Origin of the sequence: Pseudomonas sp. R43(2017), from assembly GCF_002112345.1 — a bacterium.
GTDB lineage: Bacteria > Pseudomonadota > Gammaproteobacteria > Pseudomonadales > Pseudomonadaceae > Aquipseudomonas > Aquipseudomonas kribbensis.
The window spans coordinates 343,942-359,089 of sequence record NZ_NEHJ01000008.1; the positions used below are offsets into that span (position 1 = coordinate 343,942).

Annotated in this window: 14 protein-coding genes; 6 read left to right on the top strand and 8 right to left on the bottom strand. The window is 59.2% G+C overall.

All coding sequences use genetic code 11. The features are described from left to right. Positions 1-22: 22 nt before the first annotated feature. The 4 genes from CAG02_RS23045 to CAG02_RS23055 all read right to left on the bottom strand — a co-directional run bounded on the left by CAG02_RS23045 (position 23) and on the right by CAG02_RS23055 (position 3,887). Positions 23-1,246, bottom strand: a complete 1,224-nt coding sequence (locus CAG02_RS23045; protein ID WP_085712407.1) for a YcaO-like family protein — start codon at positions 1,244-1,246, stop codon at positions 23-25. A 50-nt stretch (positions 1,247-1,296) separates the two neighbouring features. Beyond that, positions 1,297-1,425 carry a hypothetical protein gene (locus CAG02_RS30080; RefSeq protein WP_256576931.1) on the bottom strand — a complete coding sequence of 43 codons (129 nt, stop codon included), beginning with the start codon at positions 1,423-1,425 and terminating at the stop codon, positions 1,297-1,299. A 384-nt stretch (positions 1,426-1,809) separates the two neighbouring features. Beyond that, positions 1,810-3,216: a heavy metal sensor histidine kinase gene (locus CAG02_RS23050; protein WP_085712406.1), complete on the bottom strand. Its 1,407-nt coding sequence runs from the start codon at positions 3,214-3,216 to the stop codon at positions 1,810-1,812. Beyond that, complete coding sequence (locus CAG02_RS23055) at positions 3,213-3,887, bottom strand: heavy metal response regulator transcription factor (protein ID WP_085712405.1); 675 nt, start codon at positions 3,885-3,887, stop codon at positions 3,213-3,215. Before CAG02_RS23055 ends, CAG02_RS23050 begins: the two co-directional genes overlap by 4 nt. Positions 3,888-4,296: 409 nt before the next feature. Between CAG02_RS23055 and CAG02_RS23060 the strand changes: the two genes are divergently transcribed. The 5 genes from CAG02_RS23060 to CAG02_RS23080 all read left to right on the top strand — a co-directional run bounded on the left by CAG02_RS23060 (position 4,297) and on the right by CAG02_RS23080 (position 10,688). Continuing rightward, the gene (locus CAG02_RS23060; RefSeq protein ID WP_085712404.1) at positions 4,297-5,544 is read left to right on the top strand and encodes a TolC family protein; all 1,248 of its coding nucleotides are present in this window, start codon (positions 4,297-4,299) and stop codon (positions 5,542-5,544) included. Between the two features lie 49 nt (positions 5,545-5,593). Next, positions 5,594-6,787, top strand: coding sequence for an efflux RND transporter periplasmic adaptor subunit (locus CAG02_RS23065; protein WP_085712403.1), 1,194 nt, complete (start codon positions 5,594-5,596; stop codon positions 6,785-6,787). Positions 6,788-6,802: 15 nt separating this feature from the next. Then, positions 6,803-9,955: an efflux RND transporter permease subunit gene (locus tag CAG02_RS23070; protein ID WP_085712402.1), complete on the top strand. Its 3,153-nt coding sequence runs from the start codon at positions 6,803-6,805 to the stop codon at positions 9,953-9,955. 134 nt (positions 9,956-10,089) lie between these two features. Then, on the top strand, positions 10,090-10,290 hold the full coding sequence (locus CAG02_RS23075) for a co-regulatory protein PtrA N-terminal domain-containing protein (RefSeq protein ID WP_085712401.1): 201 nt from the start codon (positions 10,090-10,092) through the stop codon (positions 10,288-10,290). Positions 10,291-10,355: 65 nt separating this feature from the next. Then, positions 10,356-10,688: a DUF2790 domain-containing protein gene (locus CAG02_RS23080; RefSeq protein WP_085712400.1), complete on the top strand. Its 333-nt coding sequence runs from the start codon at positions 10,356-10,358 to the stop codon at positions 10,686-10,688. 85 nt (positions 10,689-10,773) lie between these two features. Here CAG02_RS23080 and CAG02_RS23085 read toward each other — a convergent pair whose 3' ends face one another. From CAG02_RS23085 to CAG02_RS23100, 4 genes are all read right to left on the bottom strand, one after another. Continuing rightward, on the bottom strand, positions 10,774-11,925 hold the full coding sequence (locus tag CAG02_RS23085; RefSeq protein ID WP_256576930.1) for an acyltransferase: 1,152 nt from the start codon (positions 11,923-11,925) through the stop codon (positions 10,774-10,776). A 211-nt stretch (positions 11,926-12,136) separates the two neighbouring features. Beyond that, entirely contained in the window at positions 12,137-13,462 is a 1,326-nt protein-coding gene (locus CAG02_RS23090) for an OprD family porin (protein ID WP_085712399.1), read from the bottom strand. Between the two features lie 159 nt (positions 13,463-13,621). Further along, positions 13,622-13,936 carry a DNA-binding transcriptional regulator gene (locus CAG02_RS23095; RefSeq protein ID WP_007951468.1) on the bottom strand — a complete coding sequence of 105 codons (315 nt, stop codon included), beginning with the start codon at positions 13,934-13,936 and terminating at the stop codon, positions 13,622-13,624. After that, a complete protein-coding gene (locus CAG02_RS23100; RefSeq protein ID WP_085712398.1) occupies positions 13,933-14,277 on the bottom strand; it encodes a toxin in 345 nt (114 codons plus the stop codon). The genes CAG02_RS23095 and CAG02_RS23100 overlap by 4 nt, the downstream gene beginning before the upstream one ends. A gap of 370 nt (positions 14,278-14,647) precedes the next feature. Here CAG02_RS23100 and CAG02_RS23105 point away from each other — a divergent pair, with 370 nt between their 5' ends. Further along, positions 14,648-15,112 (top strand): GNAT family N-acetyltransferase, encoded by a 465-nt coding sequence (locus CAG02_RS23105; protein WP_085712397.1) that lies wholly within the window; start codon positions 14,648-14,650, stop codon positions 15,110-15,112. Positions 15,113-15,148 lie beyond the last annotated feature (36 nt).

Sequence of the window (15,148 nt, forward strand, 5' to 3'; positions counted from 1 at the left end):
TCCCGGGAGCGATCGAGTCGGTTCATGGGGCGGCTCTCTCCAGAGTACGACCCCGGGCCAGCGGGATGACAACGTTGCCGCTGGAGACCACGAAAAACCTCTCCAGTCCGGGAATCACCACGTTGAGCAGGGTTGTACCGAGCCCGGTTTGCTGCAGGATCGAAGCGCCCAGCCTACGGCCGTGGCTTTGCAGGTCTTGAGTCAGCAAGTGAAGTTGATCGTGCACGGACATGTCCTCACTGACGCCGGGCAGCACCACCTCGTGTTGCGGGCAGCGATGCAGCAGCGTCTGCGGATCAAATTGCGCGCAGCGCAGCAGGCGCGGGAAGGGCTGCAGGTTGCGCAGTGCATTGGTCAGGGACTTGTGGTATTCGGGCTCGGCGGCACTCAATTGCAACTGCACCAGTTCACTGAGCGCACGCCATGCGGCGTGACGTGGGTCGAGTGAACAGCCACTGCCGTAAACCTGTGGATGAGGCCCCGGTTCAGTCGTGAAGGCCAGAAAGGTTCGTGCCTTGAATTCGCTGCTGATATCCGCCAGCACGATTTCGCCGCCGATTTCCTGTTCGGCATCGGCCCACAGACGACCGAGGTCATCGCCGTCACTGAGGCGGGCCACCCGTCGCAGAGGCGGGTGGTTTTCGTAATAGAAATGGTTGAGCAGAAACAGCGATACGGCATCGCGTTCGATGCATTCGTTGGCGGCGTGCAGCATCGCTTCGCTGTAAGTGGCGCCAATGGCGGTGCCGCTGTTGCTGGCGTAGCGTCGCACGGCACGGCAGTCGGCCGTGCCCGGTGATGAAGGCTGACGTGAATTGTTTGGCGAAGTCAGCGCAACCGGATAGGAAAAACGGTCATGCCACGGCGGACAGACGTAGGTCCTGCAGGGGATGCGCACATTCTGCTGACAGGTGAGCCTCTGCAGAAGCGAGTCATCGGCAAAGATCGACGAGTCTTTGAAATAGCGCTCCGTCTCGTGGTGAACATCGGTCGCAAAGCGTTCATCCGTCCAATAATGTTCGAGGGCTTCATACAGCGCGCCCAGGTGTGCCTGATCCGCATAACCCTTGCCGCCGCCACGGGCATGACGATTGTCGCTACCGTGAAGACTCGCCTGAACGGCGACCACCTTGCTGCCGAGTGTACGGGTTACCGGCGTGAGGCCGAGGCGTGAAAGCTCGGTCTGGATACGTCGCTCTGCCTGATCGGCCGTCAGCTCACGCTCGGCCATCCTTGTCTTGTCCATGGGTACCTTCCTGGAAAGTCCGCGAGGGCGCGCGGCCCTCGCGGGTCTTGTCACTCGGCGTTCAGTTCCGCCTGTTCTTCTTCGGTCAGTTGCAGTGCTTCAATCTGCTCGGCCGAAGGAGTTTCCTGTTCGTCGAGTTCATCGATCTGGTTGGCGTTCCAGCTGCCCATGTAGCCCATGAGGTTTCTCCTTGGTTGTTGTGTGGGTGTGCTGTTGCAAGCACGAGCAGAATCTAAGAGGGCAGTGACGAGGGGGTCAAAAATGTCCAGACGTTTCCGTTCGCGGTTTTTGCCCACGCCGAAACACGTACTGATAAATCTTGAATAGACGCGTCAGGATCAACGCAAAGGTTTGTTTTAGAGGGGAGGGAGCGGCGTGCAAGAAGGCGAACGAAGCGATCAGGAACCAATCGTCTGCGAAGTTTTTCCCTGTCCTTGTCAGACGCTTCATCGTGAGACTGACGCAAAATCGCACTGAAGGATTTGCATGGAGGTATGGCGCACTTGTGCGGTGATTTTTCTGACGGAGATTGAGAAAACACCGCACAAATCTGCTTGAAGGTTTTAGTGCTTTTCCGCAAACACGGGGAACACCAGACTGAAAACCGTCATCGCCCCTGGACGGCTCTGCACCTGTGCGGTACCCGAATGCAGGCTCATGATCGAGCGCACGATGGCCAGCCCCAGTCCCGTGCTGCCCTGTGAGCGGGTGCGGCTGCTGTCGACCCGGTAGAAACGGTCGAACAGATGTGGCAAGTGCTGCGCCTCTATACCCGCGCCGGGATTGCTCACCCGCAGCGCCACTTGTGTCGGTGACTGTTCAATGAACAACGAAACGGTTTTGCCGGCAGGGCAATGGCGCAGGGCATTGGACAGCAAGTTCGATATCGCCCGCTGGATCATCAAACGGTCGCCCGACACCCGGGCGCTGCCGACCACCTTCAGATGGATCTGCCTGTCCTGCGCCGACAGGGAAAACAGGTCGGCCACCCGTAATGCCTCATCTTCCAGTGCAATCGGTTCGAACGACGCGTGCGCCATCGGCTGACTGGCCTGGGCCAGAAACAGCATGTCCGAGACAATTCGCGCGACGCGTTCGAGCTCTTCGGTGCATGACACCAACACGTCCTTGTAGTCCTCGACCGAACGCTTGCGCGAGAGCGTGACCTGCGCCTTGCCCATCAGGTTGTTGATCGGCGTACGCAGTTCGTGGGCCAGATCATCGGAGAACTGCGACAGTTGCTGCACACCGCTGTCCAGGCGATCGAGCATCACGTTGATGCCTTGTGCCAGTTCGCTGAGCTCCTGGGGCATGTTCACCACTGACATCCGATGGTCGAGGTCCTGGGTGGTCACCCGGGCCGCCACCTTGCGAAACTCGCGCAGCGGCGCCAGTCCGCGCTGCACCGCGCCCCAAGCGGTCAGGCCGATGAACACCAGCAGCAACGGCAAGGCCATCAGCGTCGAGCGCAAATAGGCGCTGAGCAGGGCCTGATCGTGAGCATTGTCCATCGACAACAGCACCGGCACGTTGCTGCCGTCCTTCAGACGAATCAGCTTCGAGGCGGTGAGAAACTTCGCGCCATCAGCATCGGCGCTGTCGGTGTACGACAACTGATCGGTCGTCGCCCGCACCGCTTTCAATTCAATCCGTGGGTCCGTCAATCCTGTTCCGGACTTGAGCAACGGCGAGCGCAAATTGCCCCGGTCATAAATCGTCAGCGTCAGGTTGTCATGCCCCATGACCTGATCGAGCAGAATGTGCGGCTTGCCGCTGACTTCATTGGCATCGACGTACAGCGACAGGCTGTGTTCCACCTGCGCCATCTTCTTTTCCAGGCTGTCACGGGACAACGCGTTCAGTTCATGGGTCAGGGCGAAATACGCGAGGATCGCCAGAAACACCACCAGCAGCGCGCCAAGAATGCTGACGGTCAGCCCCAGTCGCAGCGACAGGCTGGCCGGCTTCATTCCCGTGCCTCCAGCACATAGCCCACACCACGCAGGGTGTGGATCAGTTTGCTGTCGAACGGGTCGTCGATCTTCGCTCGCAAGCGACGGATCGAGACCTCGACCACGTTGGTGTCGCAGTCGAAGTTCATGTCCCACACCAGCGAGATGATCTGAGTGCGGGTCAGCACTTCGCCAGACTGGCGCATCAGCAGATGCAGCAGAGCGAATTCCTTGGTGGTCAGGTCGATGCGCTGCGTGCCCCGAAACGCCCGGTGACGGCCCGGGTCAAGTTCCAGATCGGCGACCTTGAGTACCTGCGGTACCGGGATGTTTTCGCTGCGGCGCATCAGGGTGCGCACCCGGGCCAGCAGTTCCGGAAACTCGAACGGCTTGACCAGATAGTCGTCGGCGCCCAGATCCAGCCCCCGGATCTTGTCCGCCAGGCGACCGCGTGCGGTGAGCATCATCACCCGGGTGGAGTGAGTGCGCCGCAGTTGTTCAAGCACGCTCCAGCCGTCGAGTTCCGGCAGATTCACATCCAGAATGATCAGGTCATAAATCTGTTGTTGCGCCAAGTGCAAACCGTCGGCGCCGTTAACGGCGTGGTCAACGATATAACCACTTTCGGTCAGACCCTGATGCAAGTATTCGGCAGCTTTAAGCTCGTCCTCCACGACAAGGATTCGCATGATCTTTCACCACTTTTATTCAATGGATATTTAATTAAGGTGGCCAGGAAAGTTGTTGTTTTTGTAAGGTCTTCCGGACGGTTTCTGTTGCTGGATGGCGTGCAAGGTAAAGGCTGTAGTGGCTACAGAGTCAACGTTCAAGCCCTTTAAACCGGCTGTCCGCGACAGCCTGTCGCAGCAGCAGAGCGGTTTTTTCATGACATCCATTTCGGCAAGTGCTGTTCGGCAGATAACTAACGTGTATTTGTTTCCATGTGTTGCTACAACGCCATTCGAATCCGGAATCCTAGAGCAAAATAACTTCGATGAACTGTTGATAACGGATTTGTAATTTTCCAGTCACCTTGTCGATAAGTTCAAAACCCTACCGTGGCGCAATCAAAGATTCTTGATTAAAGGAAGTCTTCCATTGCCCGGTTTAATAGAACGGACGGCGCGCTCACGCCTGAAAAAAACCGCCAGCGGCCTCATGTTGCTGGCCTGTACAGGTCTTGCCAGTGCATCGACCCTGACCCTCGATCAAGCCCTGCAAACCGCCTTCGCCGGTAACCCGGACCTGGCGGCCGCGCAGTGGGAAATCGGCATTGCCGAAGGTGACCGCAAACAGGCGGGCCTGATCCCCAACCCCGAGGTTTCGTGGGAGGCCGAAGACACCCGGCGCCAGTCGCGCACCACCACGGTGATGCTCAGTCAGCCGATCGAGCTGGGCGGCAAGCGTGGCGCACGGATCGATGTGGCGAGCCGTGCTCAGGATGCCGCAGGCATCGAGCTGGAGCGCAAGCGCAACGCCTTGCGCGCCGATGTAATTCAAGCGTTCAACGGCGCACAAACTGCGCAGCAACGTTTGCAACTGAGCCGTCAGTCGCTGCAACTCGCCGAACACGGTGTGCGTGTGGCCCAAGGGCGGATCGAGGCGGGCAAGTCATCGCCGGTGGAAGGCACGCGGGCGCAAGTGCAGCTCTCTGAGGTTCGCCTGGAACTGAGCCGCGCCGAGCGTGATCAGGCCAATGCGTACCAGCAACTGGCGCAGGTCATGGGCGCACCGTTGCCGACTTCGACCACGGTGCAAAGCGCTGCTCAAAGCCTGCCAAGCGTCCCACCGCCGACCCGTTTGCTTGAGCGTCTGAACGAAACCGCTGAACTGCGTCTGGCGAAATTGCAGATCGATCAGCGCGAGGCATCGCTGGGGCTGGAGAAGTCCCAGCGGATTCCCGATCTCACCGTCAGCATCGGCAGTCAGTACAGCGAAACCGAGCGCGAGCGGGTCAACGTGGTCGGGCTGTCGATGCCGATTCCGCTGTTCAACCGCAATCAGGGCAATGTGCTGGCGGCGGCGCGGCGTGCCGATCAGGCACGGGACCTGCGCAACGCCACCGAGCTGCGCCTGCGCACGGAAATCCAGACCACCCTTGAGCAATGGCAGACCGCCAACGGCGAAATCCAGGCGTTCGATCAGACCATCCTGCCCGCCGCGCAAAGTGCGGTCGACAGCGCCACTCGGGGTTTCGAAATGGGCAAGTTCGGCTTCCTCGACGTGCTCGACGCCCAGCGCACGCTGATCAGCGCCCGCACCCAATACATCCAGGCGGTGAGCGAGGCGACCGACGCCCGGGTCCGCATCGAACGTATTTTCGGCGACCTCGGCGTCAACCGTTGAATTTCAATTTTCTGATCACTGCGCGACGGCACGGCGCAGAGGAGTTTCCATGGATAAAAAACTGATCGTGGTCGCTGCGGCGACCTTGGCGTTGGGCATTGGTATCGGCTCGATGTGGGCGGGCAACTCTGGCATCGATGCGCATGCCGATGAGGCCTCCGAGCATGCGGATCACGCCGAAGAGGGCGCCGCTGCTGAAGGCGAACATGGCGAAGAAGGACACATTGAATTGACGGCGGAGCAGATCACGGCCGCGGGGATTCAACTGGCCCAAGCGAAGGCGCAAAGCATCAGTCTCGGCTTGCCGTTCCCCGGCGAAGTGCGCTTCGACGAGGACCGCACCGCCCATGTGGTGCCGCGTGTCCCGGGGGTGGTCGAGTCGGTGTCGGTCAATCTCGGGCAGTCGGTGAAGAAAGGTCAGTTGCTGGCCGTGATCGCCAGTCAGCAGATTTCCGATCAGCGCAGCGAACAGGCAGCCGCGCAGCGCCGGCTGACCTTGGCGCGCACGACGTTCGAGCGCGAGAAAAAACTGTGGCAGGACAAGATCTCCGCCGAGCAGGATTTCCTCCAGGCGCGTCAGGCCCTGGAAGAGGCCGAGATCGCCGTGAGCAACGCCCGGCAAAAGATCAGCGTGCTCAGCGGCAGCGTGGTAGCTACCGGCGGCAATCGCTATGAACTGCGGGCACCGTTCGACGGTGTGGTAGTGGAAAAACACCTGACGCCGGGCGAGGTGGTCGATGAAACCACGGCGGCCTTCACGCTCTCGGATTTGTCGCGGGTGTGGGTCACCTTCGGCGTTTCACCCAAGGATCTGAACAAGGTGCAAGTGGGCAAACCCGTCACGGTCAGCGCGGTGGAACTGAATGCGGAAGTCAGCGGCACCGTGGCTTACGTCGGCAGCCTGCTCGGCGAGCAGACCCGTACCGCGACCGTGCGCGTCACTCTGGAAAACCCGCAAGGTTCATGGCGCCCCGGGCTGTTTGTCACCGCGCTGGTCGCCACCGACAGCCGTCAGGCCAAGGTCGCCGTACCGGAAACCGCGATCCAGACCGTCGAGGACAAACCCACGGTATTCGTGCGCACCGACGACGGCTTCAAGGCGCAAGTGGTGGAATTGGGCAGTCGCGCGGCGGGGCAGGTGGAAGTCATCGCCGGACTGGAACCGGGCGTGCAAGTCGCCAGCGCCGGCAGCTTCGTCCTCAAATCGGAGCTGGGCAAAGCCTCGGCCGAGCACAGTCATTAATCGCGGAAGACTCCCATGTTCGAACGCCTGATCCAGTTTGCCATCGAGCAGCGCATCATCGTGCTGCTCGCCGTTCTGCTCATGGCCGGCCTCGGCATCGCCAGTTATCAGAAACTGCCGATCGACGCCGTGCCCGATATCACCAACGTCCAGGTGCAGATCAACACCGGCGCGGCCGGGTTCTCGCCGCTGGAAACCGAGCAGCGCATCACGTTTCCGATTGAAACCGCCATGGCCGGCCTGCCCGCATTGGAGCAGACCCGCTCGCTGTCGCGCTCGGGGCTTTCGCAAGTCACGGTGATCTTCAAGGACGGCACCGATCTGTTCTTTGCCCGGCAACTGGTCAACGAGCGCTTGCAGTCCGCCAAGGAGCAATTGCCCGAAGGCGTGGAAGCGGTGATGGGGCCGATTTCCACCGGGCTCGGTGAGATCTTTTTGTGGACGGTCGAGACGAAAGAAGGCGCGCTGAAAGACGACGGCACGCCCTACACGCCGACCGATCTGCGGGTGATTCAGGACTGGATCATCAAGCCGCAATTGCGCAACGTCCCCGGTGTGGCCGAGATCAACACCATCGGCGGCTTTGCCAAGGAATACCAGATTGCCCCCGATCCGAAAAAACTCGCGGCCTACAAGCTGACCCTCACCGATCTGGTGACGGCGCTGGAGCGCAACAACGCCAACGTCGGCGCCGGTTACATCGAACGCAGCGGCGAGCAATTGCTGATTCGCGCACCGGGGCAAGTGGTGAGTACCGAGGACATTGCCAACATCGTCATGGCCAACGTCGACGGTACGCCGATCCGGATCAAGAACGTTGCCACCGTGGATATTGGCCGTGAACTGCGCTCCGGCGCCGCCACAGAAAATGGCCGGGAAGTGGTTCTGGGTACGGTGTTCATGCTGATCGGTGAAAACAGCCGCACGGTCTCCCAGGCCGTCGCCGCCAAGCTGGAACAGATCAACAAGTCCTTGCCCGCTGGCGTGATCGCGGTGCCGGTGTACGACCGCACGCATCTGGTCGACAAGGCCATCGCCACGGTGAAGAAGAACCTCGTCGAAGGCGCGATTCTGGTGATCGCAATCCTCTTCCTGTTCCTCGGTAACATCCGCGCCGCGCTGATTACCGCGATGGTGATTCCGCTGTCGATGCTGTTTACCTTCACCGGTATGTTCAGCAACAAGGTTAGCGCCAACCTGATGAGTCTTGGTGCGCTGGACTTCGGCATCATCGTCGATGGCGCGGTGGTGATCGTCGAAAACACCCTGCGACGGCTGGCTCATGCGCAGCAGCACCATGGACGGTTGCTGACGCGGTCCGAGCGTTTCCATGAAGTGTTCGCGGCAGCGAAAGAGGCGCGGCGACCGCTGATTTTCGGCCAGTTGATCATCATGGTGGTGTACCTGCCGATCTTTGCCCTGAGCGGGGTCGAAGGAAAAATGTTCCATCCGATGGCGTTTACCGTGGTCATTGCGTTGCTGGGCGCCATGCTCTTGTCCGTGACTTTTGTTCCTGCTGCGATTGCGCTGTTCGTCACCGGCAAGGTCAAGGAAGAAGAGGGCGTGGTGATGCGCGGCGCGCGTCGCGTTTATGCACCGGCGCTGGCCTGGGTGATGTCGCATCGTGCTGTTGCCGTGGGTGCGGCGCTGGGTGTGATCGTGCTCAGTGGCGTGGTCACCAGCCGCATGGGCAGCGAGTTTGTGCCGAGTCTCAGCGAAGGCGATTTTGCCTTGCAGGCGTTGCGCGTGCCGGGCACCAGCCTGACGCAATCGGTGGACATGCAGCAGCGGCTGGAAACGCTGATCCTCAATAAAGTGCCAGAGGTTGAACGCGTGTTCGCCCGCACCGGCACGGCGGAAATCGCCTCCGACCCGATGCCGCCGAACATCTCCGACAGTTACGTGATGCTCAAGCCAAAAGAGCAATGGCCGGATCCGGGCAAGTCCCGCGAAACCCTGATGGCCGAGCTGCAACAAGCCGCCGCGACGCTGCCGGGCAGCAACTATGAGTTGTCGCAGCCAATCCAGTTGCGTTTCAACGAACTGATCTCCGGTGTGCGCAGCGACGTGGCGGTGAAGGTGTTCGGCGATGACATGGACGTGCTCAACGCCACGGCGACGAAGATTGCTGCCGCGATGCAGAAGGTCAACGGCGCGTCCGAGGTCAAGGTCGAGCAAACCACCGGGCTGCCGGTGCTGACCATCAACATAGACCGCGATAAAGCGGCGCGTTACGGGCTCAACGTCGGCGATGTGCAGGACACGATCGCGGTGGCTGTTGGCGGGCAGAAGGCCGGGACGATGTATGAAGGCGACCGCCGATTCGACATGGTCGTGCGTTTGTCCGACGCCATGCGCAAGGATGTCGAAGGGTTGTCGGCGCTGCTGATTCCAGTGCCGGCGGCTGGCGGTGATGCAGCCAGTCAGATCGGTTTCATTGCACTGAAGGATGTCGCCAGCCTCGATCTGGTGCTGGGGCCGAATCAGGTCAGCCGCGAGAACGGCAAGCGCCTGGTAATCGTCAGCGCCAACGTACGCGGGCGGGATATCGGCTCGTTCGTCGCCGAGGCGGGCGAAGTGATCGAGCGCGACGTGCAGGTGCCGGCGGGTTACTGGACCACCTGGGGCGGGCAGTTCGAGCAACTGCAATCGGCGGCCAAGCGTTTGCAGATCGTGGTGCCGGTGGCGTTGCTGCTGGTGTTCGGGTTGCTGTTCATGATGTTCAACAACCTCAAGGACGGCTTGCTGGTGTTCACCGGGATTCCGTTTGCGCTGACCGGCGGGGTCATGGCGTTGTGGCTGCGGGACATTCCGCTGTCGATTTCGGCGGGGGTCGGGTTTATCGCCTTGTCCGGTGTGGCGGTGCTCAATGGCCTGGTGATGATCGCATTCATTCGCAATCTGCGGGAGGAGGGGCGTTCGCTGTCCGAGGCGATCAACGTCGGCGCGCTGACACGGTTGCGACCGGTGTTGATGACTGCGCTGGTGGCTTCCCTGGGCTTCATTCCGATGGCTCTGGCGACCGGCACCGGGGCCGAGGTGCAGCGACCACTGGCGACGGTGGTGATCGGCGGAATCCTGTCCTCGACCATTCTCACGCTGCTGATCCTGCCGGCGCTGTATCAGATCGCGCACCGCCGGGACGAGGAATCACCCACGGCAGCCTAGTCATTTTTTGCTTTAACAAAAGGCCCGCAACTGCGGGCCTTTCTACATAACGGATATGTAATTTCGGCGCCACCGTCACGAAAGGTTCGGATTGTTACCTTGATCCCGTCAGTTACTTAAATGAGGAATCAACCATGAAACCTGTACAGATCGGTGCGTTTTTGTTGGCGTTGGCGGTGTCTTCCCTGGCGATGGCCGAAGGTGGCGGCGACCGTACTTTCGACCGGATGATGACCAGCAACGACCGCTCCATGGAGCTGTTCGTTGCCAAGGAAAAGGCCCGGGATCCTGTTGTCGTCAATGACAAGAAAGGCGACAGCACACAGGACCTTTGAGCCCGCAGCACTGAGACGAGCCCGCTGTCGCATGCCGGTGTCGGGCTTTTTATGGAGGAGAAAACATGAAGTTGATCAAGTGGATGGCCTTCGCCGGCGTCATGACGATGTCCTTGAATGTGCTGGCCGAAGGGGGCGGTGATCGAACCTTCGAGCGCGCGTTCAGCGCTAACGCAAAGGCCATGGAGCAATACGCGGCCGAACGAGGCAAAGCAGCTCCGGTGGTGAAGGACTACGAATACGGGATGAAGCTGGACGTGGTGAAAATAGTCAGCGTGGTGAAACCGCAGCCGGCCTGCAACGTCGTTCCCACCGCGATGACCTATGAAGATTCGAACGGACAGCTCAATACGCTCAAATACAGCGTGGCAGGTGTTTGCCGAAACAGTGGTGGCTGATGCTGCGCACCGCCATGGTGTGCAGCCTGTCATCGCGGCTGTGCGCGGGAGACTTTCGGGTCTGCCGCGCTTCGCCGTTCCCGGACTATTTGACCGGCAATGGTACTGTGTTCGCGCCGGCTGCTTCGGGGAGCGCTTCATGGCTGAGTTTGCGGCGGGCAATTTCGGCTCCACGCTGGCGCAGCGGCGTTTCGACCAGGCGGTAATTGAGCTCGCTCAGCACCACCAGCAGACCCACCGACGTCAGCAACAGCTCAAGGGTAAAACGCCCGTCGAGGGGCACGCCCTGACTGGCGGCTACACGGGTCCAGATTTCGGTACTCAAGTGATTGGTGAAAACATGGATCACGTAAAGTCCATAGGACCGTGAACCGAGCCACTGCATGAGACCGCGCATGAAAACCGGGCAGTAGATGTAGCCTTTCTGGTAACTCGCCAGCCAGACAATCAGCACCGCAACGATCGCAACGATACCGACGGCAATCGGCATGGCAATCAGCTGGATCGCGACGGACCCCAGCATGTAGAGCAGGAACAGTGTGCACAGCAGCGGTTTGAGCGTTCCCTGACCCAGCCCGACAGGTTCTATCTGTCGATAGAGGCGGGTTCGGGTAAACAGGCACAGGAGAATTCCCCAGAGCATTGCATCCAGACGAAAGTGCGTGAGTATGCTTCCGGGTTCGGGATAGGGGTTGCGATCGATACCGAACTGCAGGGCATTGAGCGCGAACAGGGCAATGATTCGCCAGCGGGGGGACGTGACAAACAGCAGAAACAACGGGAATACGAAGTAAAACTGCTCTTCAAGCGCCAGGCTCCAGTATTGCGGGCTGGGCCCCAGCAGCGAGTTGAAATGCATCCCCAGATTACCGCTGAAGGTCGCGACGGCGGTGAAGCTGCGCAGATTGTCATACCACGAGCCAAAGGCATTCGACTGGTTGTAAACGATGGAAAACAACAGTGGAACGAGTATCCAGAGCCAGGCTGTGGGCAACAGGCGGTAGGCACGGCGCAACCTGAAACACACCGTTGCCAGACCAGACTGACCTTGCGCGCGATGGTTGTCGAAATAATCGAGATAGGCCTTGCTGACGACGAAGCCGGAAATGCAGAAAAACAGATCGACCCCGGTCCAGGGCATGAAGATCGAGAAGATTCTCAGCAGGGTATCGGTATGGAACGGCAGCATCATGGTGACGTGACACAGGAAGGTCATGGCAACCGCGGCCCCCCTCAATTATTCGATTTCCAGGTTTTTACGGTTACTCATCAATCCCTCGTTATTCTTGTTTTTCAACGCAGGCGAAGATGGCAGTTCGCTCGCTGCGCGGTCAAGAATACGATCTTTTATCAAGGCAAAAAAAGGCGCCCCGAAGGACGCCAAAGGATTCACCTCTTACCAAAGGAGCAAGGAGCTTCTAAAGGTGAATGTGTGTTGCTCGTTAAACTCAGAGAATCGCCAGCGGGTATTCGACGATCACGCGGACTTCATCCAGATCCGACTCGAACGCTGTGGCACGGGTGGTGGCCTGGCGAAGGCGCAGCGACAGGTCTTTCATCGAACCGCTCTGCACCACGTATTTGACTTCGATGTCACGCTCCCAGCGCTTCTGGTCGGTCAGCGGATTGCCTTCGGCATCGCGGCGCATGTACACGGCGTTGGCGTTGGAGTAATCGGCGTCGGTGCCGCGGGCATAACGGGTCATGAGCGACAGGCCCGGCACGCCGTAAGTGGTCATGTCGAGGTCGTAGCGCACCATCCATGAACGCTCTTTCGGCGAGTTGAAGTCGCTGTACTGGATGGAGTTGTCGAGGAAGATCGAGTCGGACTGGCGCAGATAATCGAAATCGTCGTTGCCGTTGTTGCGCTGGTGGGAGAGGGCGACCGAATGGGCGCCGAGTTTCACGCCGACCCGGCCGCTCCAGATGTTGTTGTCGAACTGACCGAGCAACTGTTTGCCTTCATCGACCGCCTTGTAATAGTTCAGGCCACCGAACAGCGACAGGTCATCCGACAGCGGATACGTCCAGGCGCTGCCGGCGTAATACTGGTTCCAGGCATCTTTCAGGCGACTGGAGTAAAGGCTGAAACTGAGGTTTTTGTTCAGCGCATAATCGCCACCGCCGTAAGCGATCCACGGCGAATTGACCGGGCCGGCATAGAAGGTCGCGAAGTTTTCGCGCATGTCGCTGGACACCGGTTGGCTCATCGCATGCAACCGGCCACCCTGGATCGACAGGCCCTCGATGCTGGTGTTGGTCGCCGTCACACCTCGAAAACTTTCCGGCAGCAATCGCGAGTCACCCGCCGCAACCACCGGGTTGGCCGGGAACACATCGCCGATTTTCACCACCGTATCGAAGGCCCGCACTTTGGCAGCACCGCCGACCTTGGTGTATTCGTCCCGTGCTTTGCCTTCGCTGTCGACCGGCAGCACATCGAACGAGCTGCGGCCACCGTTGCGCCCGTCACCGGTGTCGAGTTTCAGGCCGATCATCGCGAAAGCATCCACCCCGACCCCGACGGTGCCCTGGGTGAAACCGGATTCGAACTTGCTGATGACCGCATGGGCCCAGGCTTCGGAATAACCATTGCCGGTGGGACTGGACTGGCCGTTGCGGTGATCACGATTGAAATAGAAGTTACGGTTGAGGACCGACAGGCTGCTGCCTTCGATAAACCCTTCGGGTTTGTCTTCTGCAAACACCGTGGACGGCCCGGCGCCGACGACCACTGCTAAAGCGGCCATCGATATTTTTGTGTTGTTAACCATCAATCACTCCTGAGTTCGGCAGAACGGGAACGTGCTTCGGCGTGGGTTTTATTGTTCGACGGGCAAGGGCCCGCCGGGAGAGTCGCCGGGTGACATCGTTGCAGGCTGCGGATAACGGGGAGGTGATTGGGGGATTACAATTTTGTTAGATCCCGGAAGTCAGGTCAGAGCCGCAAGGTGGTCGATCGTTTGTGGAAAACGCTCGACCAGTCGAATGAGTGTCGTTGCTTGGGCATTTGGCGTTGCTCGACCTTGTTCCCAGTTTTCGAGGGTTCGAGTGTTGGTTCGCAGGTACATGGCGAAAACTGACCGGGAAAGGTTGAGTTGCTGGCGGATCGCAACCACTTCCTCGGCCGTGATCGGCAATAGTTTTGGTAACTGGACTTTGTGGGTACGAAGGGTGACCTTGCCCTGGCGCTCGTCGGCCAGAGCCTCAAGGCCCTCCATCAGTTCGGAAAAAATGTCACGTTTCATATTTGGGTTCTCGTGTTGATTTCTGTATCCAGCGCCTGTTTGAAGACTCTTTTCTGGGAAGGCAACAGATCGTCTTGCTCGTTTTTGCTGTACACGGTGAACAGCCAGAATTGGTCGAAACCGGACCACCCGTAATAAATCACTCGTAATCCGCTGCGCTTGCCTTTACCGCGTCGTTGGTCGCAGAAGCGAATTTTGCGCAGCCCGCCCGTGCCTTCGATGAGATCGCCCGCTTCGGGATTTTTCAGCAACTCCAACTGAAAGCTGCGGAACAGATCATCATCCAGGTAATCGTCCCGGTGTTTCTGGAACGCGGGTAATTCGATAAAAAGAGCATCCATGTTCTGTACGCTACCTACGTATAGTTTTGTCCCGATGATCGAATTGGTCAAGGCCTCCAGGCCATCCTTTTCGCCCCCTTTTCAACGGTAGTCATCCATCGTAAAAACACCTGTAGGACGAATCGGCCAGTATGGCGGGAGCATTCGACTGAATAGGGAGGAACCTTGTAATTGACGTGACTGAACAATCCGCAGCACTATCCAGCCATGACTGCCCAACATCGAATGACCATGATGTGCTCCGCTATGACCGCTTCCGGCGGGCCATAAGGTCATGCATGTCTGGTCAATGACGTGTTACCCAAAGCCCCGCCAGAAATGGACGGGGCTTTTTTCATTGCCTGTCCGCACATGGCTCATGGAGAGAGAAATGTTCGAAATCAAAAGAGCTACCCCGGAGGATGCCTGGATAGCGTTCGAGATCCGGCGACTGGCGATCCGTCACCAATGCATCGGCGCCTACAGCGAGCAGCAGATGCTCGACTGGACAAAAGGCTCGGCGCAGGACGGTTACGACACGCTCATGCAAAAGCATTTTTATCTGGGTTACGTTGAGGGTGAGCCCGTGGCAACCGGCATGCTCGATCTGGTGCATCGCGAAATTGGCGCAATTTTCATCCACCCGGATTTCATGCAACGCGGTCTGGGTAAACGGATGCTGAGATTTCTTGAGGCGCTGGCACGGGCTCTGGGAGTGGCAGAGGTTTGCCTGGATGCGACTTTGAATGCAGCCGATTTCTACAGGCGCTGCGGTTACGTCGGGGAGGGGAGTGCGGTTTATCAATCGCCTTCAGGTCTGCAACTGGCCTGCGTGCCGATGGTGAAGAAACTGTGATGGCATAAACGCAAAAACGGCACCCGAAGGTGCCGT

Bases quoted from the DNA above. Each gene is read 5' to 3' on its own strand.
- CAG02_RS23045 (WP_085712407.1), bottom strand. From the start codon at position 1,246: ATGGACAAGACAAGGATGGCCGAGCGTGAGCTGACGGCCGATCAGGCA.
- CAG02_RS30080 (WP_256576931.1), bottom strand. From the start codon at position 1,425: ATGGGCTACATGGGCAGCTGGAACGCCAACCAGATCGATGAACTCGAC.
- CAG02_RS23050 (WP_085712406.1), bottom strand. From the start codon at position 3,216: ATGAAGCCGGCCAGCCTGTCGCTGCGACTGGGGCTGACCGTCAGCATT.
- CAG02_RS23055 (WP_085712405.1), bottom strand. From the start codon at position 3,887: ATGCGAATCCTTGTCGTGGAGGACGAGCTTAAAGCTGCCGAATACTTG.
- CAG02_RS23065 (WP_085712403.1), top strand. From the start codon at position 5,594: ATGGATAAAAAACTGATCGTGGTCGCTGCGGCGACCTTGGCGTTGGGC.
- CAG02_RS23070 (WP_085712402.1), top strand. From the start codon at position 6,803: ATGTTCGAACGCCTGATCCAGTTTGCCATCGAGCAGCGCATCATCGTG.
- CAG02_RS23075 (WP_085712401.1), top strand. From the start codon at position 10,090: ATGAAACCTGTACAGATCGGTGCGTTTTTGTTGGCGTTGGCGGTGTCT.
- CAG02_RS23080 (WP_085712400.1), top strand. From the start codon at position 10,356: ATGAAGTTGATCAAGTGGATGGCCTTCGCCGGCGTCATGACGATGTCC.
- CAG02_RS23090 (WP_085712399.1), bottom strand. From the start codon at position 13,462: ATGGTTAACAACACAAAAATATCGATGGCCGCTTTAGCAGTGGTCGTC.
- CAG02_RS23095 (WP_007951468.1), bottom strand. From the start codon at position 13,936: ATGAAACGTGACATTTTTTCCGAACTGATGGAGGGCCTTGAGGCTCTG.
- CAG02_RS23100 (WP_085712398.1), bottom strand. From the start codon at position 14,277: ATGGATGCTCTTTTTATCGAATTACCCGCGTTCCAGAAACACCGGGAC.
- CAG02_RS23105 (WP_085712397.1), top strand. From the start codon at position 14,648: ATGTTCGAAATCAAAAGAGCTACCCCGGAGGATGCCTGGATAGCGTTC.